Origin of the sequence: Curtobacterium sp. MCLR17_044 (assembly GCF_003234435.1) — a bacterium.
Lineage (GTDB): Bacteria > Actinomycetota > Actinomycetes > Actinomycetales > Microbacteriaceae > Curtobacterium > Curtobacterium flaccumfaciens.
On sequence record NZ_QKTC01000041.1, the window covers coordinates 1 to 6,515 of the forward strand.

The 6,515-nt window shown below is 70.5% G+C and carries 5 protein-coding genes; all 5 read right to left on the bottom strand.

All coding sequences use genetic code 11. From position 1 onward, the window contains the following. Positions 1–70: 70 nt before the first annotated feature. The gene (locus DEJ04_RS17995) at positions 71–895 is read right to left on the bottom strand and encodes a DUF4397 domain-containing protein (protein ID WP_111048000.1); all 825 of its coding nucleotides are present in this window, start codon (positions 893–895) and stop codon (positions 71–73) included. A 347-nt stretch (positions 896–1,242) separates the two neighbouring features. After that, positions 1,243–3,231, bottom strand: a complete 1,989-nt coding sequence (locus tag DEJ04_RS18000) for a glycosyltransferase family 39 protein (protein WP_111048001.1) — start codon at positions 3,229–3,231, stop codon at positions 1,243–1,245. After that, positions 3,228–4,733, bottom strand: coding sequence for a glycosyltransferase (locus DEJ04_RS18005; protein ID WP_111048002.1), 1,506 nt, complete (start codon positions 4,731–4,733; stop codon positions 3,228–3,230). Before DEJ04_RS18005 ends, DEJ04_RS18000 begins: the two co-directional genes overlap by 4 nt. Next, entirely contained in the window at positions 4,730–5,254 is a 525-nt protein-coding gene (locus tag DEJ04_RS18010; protein WP_110865635.1) for a GtrA family protein, read from the bottom strand. The genes DEJ04_RS18005 and DEJ04_RS18010 overlap by 4 nt, the downstream gene beginning before the upstream one ends. Before the next feature lie 190 nt (positions 5,255–5,444). Further along, positions 5,445–6,449 carry an aldo/keto reductase family protein gene (locus tag DEJ04_RS18015; RefSeq protein WP_071405490.1) on the bottom strand — a complete coding sequence of 335 codons (1,005 nt, stop codon included), beginning with the start codon at positions 6,447–6,449 and terminating at the stop codon, positions 5,445–5,447. Positions 6,450–6,515: the final 66 nt, after the last annotated feature.

The window sequence follows — 6,515 nt, forward strand, 5'->3', positions numbered from 1 at the left end:
GGGGTCGGAGGGGAGGCGCGGATCACGTGGGCCGTTCAGCGCACGTGATCCGCGCCTCCAGTCCGGGGCGTCAGCGGAACAGCGAACGGAGCATCGCGACGGCCGCGTGGACCGCCTCCGTCACCGGTCGGTCGGCGGCTGCGCCGCCACCGCCGGTCTGCACACCGCCGGACGGGGTGGCGGCGGTCGCCGCGGCGTCCGTCACGGGCACGACCGTCAGGTTGCCCTTGCTGTCGTCGAGGACGAACAGGGTCGAGACCGTGTTGCCGGCGAGGTCGACCTTGGCGGTGCCCCGCTGGCCGCTGCCGGAGACGTCGAGCGACCACTTGCCGGCGTCGACCGTTGCGTACTTGGTGGCGCTGCCGAAGGTGGCGTCCTCGGCGATGGGGGTGCCGTCGGAGGTCTGCACGTCGACACGCTTCGCGGTGGTGGCGGCCTGGACGAGCCGGAGCTTCGCCTTGCCGTCGCCGGGCTGCTGCAGGTCGTCTGTGAACGCGGTCGTCTTCAGCCCGTCGTTCTTGCCGTAGGCGACGACGGTGCTGGCGTCGCCCTTCTGCACGGTGACGTCGGTGGAGATGACGGGGGTGGCACGCGGGGCATCGGCGGCGCGCATCGACAGGACGTAGGTGCCGACCGGCAGCTTCTTGTACGGGCTGACCTGGCCGTAGGTGACGTCGTCGAGTTCGAAGACGGTCTTGCCCCCGGCGAGGCTGGACAGTTCGACGTCGACGCCCTTCGTGTCCGGCGACAGGTGTCCGACGCGGAGCCAGCCCTGGTCGGCCGTCGCCGCGGAGGCGGTCTGCGGGGCGGCGAGCCCGACCGTCGCGGCGACGAGTGTGGCGGCGAGCGCTCCGACGACGACGGTGCGGCGGCGGTTCGTGGTGCGTGCGGTCATGATGGTGCTCCTTCGGGTCGAGGTGCGGTTGGCGTGCGGGTGTCCGTGCGGGTGTCGTGTCGAGGTGCGGGCCGTGCGGGTCGTGCGGGTCGTGCGGGTCGTGCGGGCCCCCGGACGAGCGGGCGAAATACCGGGGTCCACGCCGGAGCCCTCCGGGCATTTCGCCCGCTCGGCCAGCGGGCGCTCCGCCCCGACGTGTTCGCGGAGAACGGTTCCGCGGCCGCCCCGGCGAGCGGGCGGAATGCCAGGGTCCACGCCGGAGCCCTCCGGGCATTTCGCCCGCTCGCGGAACGCCAGCTCGCGGGACGCCAGCTCGGCAAGCTCCCGCTCGGCCGAGCGATCGGGGGTCACGAGGCGCTCGTCGCGGTCGTCGTCGGGTCGGCCGGGGCGTACGTCACCGTGAGCCGTGCTCCCTCACGCTCGACCGAGTCCGGCCGGAACGCCTCGGACATGGCGTCGAAGGTCCGAGCGACCCGTGCTGCCGAGGCGTCGTCGCTCGTGTGCAGGACGACGGTGCGGAACGGCTGGCCGGTCTCCCCGGTGCGCGGGGTGAACCGGTCGACCCGCACGTCCTGGTCGGCGAACACCTGACCGAGCGCGATCATCGCCCGCGAGTCGACCTGTCCGGCGCGGAACTGCGACTTCGTGCCGTCGTCCGCACGCAGGGCCGGGTTCGAGGCGAGCTCGGTCCCCAGGGTCTTCCGGACGTCGGTGGCCCGGGTGATCGCGGTCTCGGCGGCACCGGCTCCCTCGGCGTGGATCCGGCGGACCTCGACCTGCTGGTCACCGGTGCCGAAGGTCGCGACGGCCGTGGAGTTCTCGATCGCCTGCCGCACGTCGGTGGACGAGTTGCCGCCGGTGCGCATGGAGTCCGTCGTGATGACGTAGTCCGAGTCCTTCCAGCCGTTCGGGGACTGCCGTTCCACCGCTCCGTCGGTGTCGAGCTTGTAGTACCAGACGACGTTGTTCCGGGCGAAGCCGTCGTCCACCAGGTCGACCCACATGGCGTCGTCGACCAGCAGACGCGAGGACTTCGGCACGTTGTCGCCCACCCACTGCTCGGCCTGCTGCATGGGTAGGTCGAGGTTGCCGAGCAGGAACCCGCGCAGTTGGGTCCCCCACAGCGGCACCGCGACGACGAGCGCCGCAGCCGTGACGACGGCCCAGGTGATGCCGAGGCCGCGCCGTGCCCTCGGGCCGAACCGGCTCCGGGTGTGGACCCGACCGGCGATCGTCAGGACGGCACGCTCGGCGGTGTACGCGACGAGGAGCGCCGCGAACGGGATGAGCATGATGACGTACGGCACCGGCAGGTACCCGTTCGGCCGGAACATCACCGCGAGCAGGAACACGAGCATCGCGGCGATCGGTCGGACCCGGCGCAGGAACAGCCCCACGACTGCGGCGACCGAGCCGAGCACGATGAACACCGGGTCGAGGGCCCACCACTGCGCGGCGGCCTCGTTCGCCAGGCTGCCCCCGTCGAACACCGATCCGGAAGCGGTCCGCGACCCGAGCTGGTAGGTGACGCCCTCCCACAGGCTGACCCGCCCGGCGCCCGGCACGAGTTCGCCCTTCACCGCGGCGAGCAGCAGGTACCCGCCGCCGATCAGCACGAGCACGGCCCCGGCGACGCTGAGCGTGTACCGGCGGGTGCTCTTGTCGGCGCGACGCACGGCCATCCAGATGAGGAACGGCAGCGCGAGCAGGTAGGTCTCCTTGGACAGCACGGCGATGCCGAGGCAGGCAGCGGCACCGGCGAACCCGGCGAGCTGCTGGCGACGGCTCAGCACGAGGACGAACGCGGCGAGCAGCCAGGGCGTCGCGACGTTGTCGATGTACACGGTGCGGTGGTACTGCAGCGCGAGCGGTGACAGCGCGAAGACGAGTCCGGCCATGGCCGCCGTTATCCGTCCGGCACCGAGCCGCCGGGCCAGGACGAACAGCAGGATGCTCGAGACGGCGGAGAAGAACACCATGGCCTCGCGCCCGGCCTCCACCGCGAAGGGGTACCGCGCGAACGCCCCGGTCAGCCCGGTGTACCCGGCGATCTGGATCCATCCGAGCGGCGGGTGGTCGTACCAGTACGTGTAGTGGGTGAGCTCGCCGAGGTTCGTGATCGCCCACGCCTGGGCGGTGTACGTCCCCTCGTCGTCGATGCGCTGCGGTGTGCCCGACATGTTCCAGGCCTGGACGAGCACGGTCACCGCGACGACGGGCAGCAACCACGTCAGGCTGGCTGCGTGCAGGCGGAACCACGCCCCGATGCCGGTGCGGTGGGCGGTGGAGCCACCACGGATCGGGATGCCCGTGGTGTCGGTGATGCTGGCGGTCATCGGGTGCCTCCCGTGGTGGTGCCGGCGAACGCACGATCGGACGACGCTGCGCCCGCGGACGACGCTGCGCCCGATCCGGCGAGGTCCGAGGCGAAGCCGACCACCTGTCCGTTGCGGTGCTGGCCGGTGTGCTCGGTCTTCTCCCACCCGTTCTGGCCCTTGGCGTGCCGGACGACTGCCCGGACCGCCGCTGCGGCGAGGAACACCTGGTACGGCACCAGGCCGAGCACGAGCCGCACGTAGTCGCGGAGCCGGACCTTCTCGCCGTACAGGCGGCCGAACTCGTTCAGCCCGACGATCTCGACGGCCAGCAGCATCAGCGTCGGTGCGACCGGGATGAACGACACCAGGGCGATCGCCGTCGGCACCTTGACGAACAGGATCATCAGGACGCTCAGCGGGATGAGCAGCCCGGTGGCCGCCTGGATGAACGGCATCGTGAGCATGTAGCGGGCGAAGAACCGCTGCCGGAAGGACGGCAGCTTCTTCCACTCCCCCTTGCCCAGCACCTGCAGGAAGCCCTGGTTCCACCGCGTGCGCTGCTTGAGCAGCGAGGCGAAGGTCGGCGGGGTCTCCTCGCGGGTGACGGCCTCGGGACTGTAGGCGACGACGACCTTCGCGCCGTCGGCGGAGAGCCGCACGCCGAGCTCGCAGTCCTCGGCGAGGCAGTGCGCGTCCCAGCCGTTCGACCACTCCAGGCGGGAGCGCGTCACGAAGACGGTGTTGCCCCCGAGCGGGATGAACTTGGACCCGGCGTGGAAGTGCAGGCGCGAGCGGAACCAGAAGTAGTACTCCAGGACGTTCCGGAGCGACCACCAGCTCGACGTGAAGTTCATCAGCTGGACGCCGCCCTGCACCACGTCGGCGTCGGTCTCCTGGAACCGCGAGTCGACGAGGGAGAGCAGCCGCGGGTAGACCTCGTCCTCGGCGTCGAACACCCCGACGATGTCGCCCGTCGCGTGCTGGAGCGCCAGGTTCATCGCCTTCGGCTTGTTCTTCGGCAGGGTGTCGTCCACCACGACCTTGATCAGGGAGGGGTGCCGAGCCGCCGCCGCACGCACGACGGCGTCGGTCTCCGGGTCGTCCTCCCCGACGATCGCGATGATCTCGAAGTCGGGATGGTCCTGGGTCGCGAGCATGTCGAGCGTCTGCCCCATCACGTCCTGCTCGTGCCGACCGGGCACCAGGAGCGTGAACCGGTGGGCCGCCGGCCGCGGGGTCTGGCTGAAGCTGGTGGACTTCAGCGCGTCCCGGGACCGCCAGGCGTGCAGCATCCACCAGAGGGTGGTCAACGCGATGATCGTGAGCAGCACGGAGAGGGCGATGAGGGTCGAGTAGCCGAGCCACTCGCCCAGCGACCAGGTGGCCTGTGGGAGCTGCCCCGAGCCTCCCGTCGGCACGTCCGTGGTCCCGCGGTTCGGGACGTCCCCGGTCGTGCCGGGGCGTTCGTCGGGCTGGAGCAGCGGCCCTGCGGCCGTCAGCAACACGGCTGAGATGGTCATTCGGGGAACCCCTTCGGACGTGTGTCGGTGGACCGGAAGACGAGGGCCTTGTACGCGGCGAACCGGAACGCGGTGCCGAGGACGAGGCCGACGCCGTTGCCGGCGACGTTGTCGGCGAGGGTGGACGTGAAGCCGAGGACGTAGTGCGAGACGAACAGGCAGGCAGCGGCGATGCCGAGACCGACGAGGTTCGTGGCAGCGAAGAGCAACCCCTCGCGGACGGTCTCGCGGCGGCCGGTCTGGCGCTGGGAACGGAAGGTGATGAAGCGGTTGCCGAGCCACGCGACCGAGGTCGCCACGATGGCCGACACGATCTTCGCGGCGATGGGACCGTCCGACATGACGGTGGCGCGGAGCAGGTTGTAGACACCCAGGTCGATGACGAAGCAGACGGCACCGATGGTGCCGAACGACGCGAGTTGCCTCGCGGTGGCGAGCAGGCGCGGGACCGTGCCAGGGCGCACGGTCCGCACCGCACCGGTGTCGGGTGACACCAGAACGGGGGTACGAGTTCGGGTCATGCCCCCGATTCGGGGGGCGTGACTGGGTGGTTTGGGCGGGGTACGCGACTTGCCAGGCCTCTGCCAGATGCGCGACACATGCCGTTCATCTTGACGATCCGTCAGCTGCGGTGGTCAGGGGCGCACGGACGACGGACGGGAGGCCCGGTGCCAGCTGGCACCGGGCCTCCCGTCCGTCGGTCGGTTGCGTCTACGCGGGGCGCGACGACGGGGACACGTTCTTCGACGCGTCCCGTTCCGGGATGTCGCCGAGTGCCTCGTCGATCGCCGCGAGGGCGTCCGCGTCGAGCTTGACGCCGGCGGCCTTCACGTTGTCGGTGACCTGCTGCGGACGCGAGGCGCCGACGATGGCGCTCGCGACGTTCTCGTTCTGCAGGGTCCACGCGATCGCGAGCTGCGCGAGCGTGAGGCCGGCCTGGTCGGCGACGGGCTGCAGGCGCTGCACGGCTTCGAGGACCTCGTCGCGCATGAACCGCTTGATCATGTCCGCGCCGCCCTTCTCGTCCGTGGCACGCGAACCCTCGGGCAGGGGCTGACCCGGCTTGTACTTGCCGGTCAGGACGCCCTGCGCAATGGGCGACCAGACGATCTGCGACAGGCCGAGCTGCTTCGAGGCGGGGACGACCTCGCCCTCGATGACCCGCCACAGCATCGAGTACTGCGGCTGGTTCGAGATGAGCTGGAAGCCGAGCTCCTTGGCGAGTGCGGCACCGGCGCGGATCTGCTCGGCGGACCACTCGCTGACGCCGATGTAGAGCGCCTTGCCCTGGCGGACGACGTCGGCGAAGGCCTGCATCGTCTCTTCGAGGGGGGTCTCGTAGTCGTAGCGGTGTGCCTGGTAGAGGTCGACGTAGTCGGTCTGCAGTCGCTCGAGCGAGCCGTCGATCGACTCCATGATGTGCTTGCGGCTGAGGCCGACGTCGTTGTGTCCCTTCGGGCCGGTCGGCCAGTAGACCTTCGTGAAGACCTCGAGGGACTGGCGCCGCTCGCCCTTGAGCGCCTCGCCGAGGACGGTCTCGGCGGCGGTGTTGGCGTACGTGTCCGCGGTGTCGAACGTGGTGATGCCGGCGTCGAGCGCTGCCCGCACGCACTGGGTGGCGACGTCGTTCTCGACCTGCGAGCCGTGCGTCAGCCAGTTGCCGTAGGTGATCTCGGAGATCTTGAGTCCGGAGTTGCCCAGGTACCTGAATTCCATGGTCCCGACGCTACTGGAGTGAGCGCGCACGTGAGGGGTCCCGCGAGTGCCTGTCGGGGTGGGTGG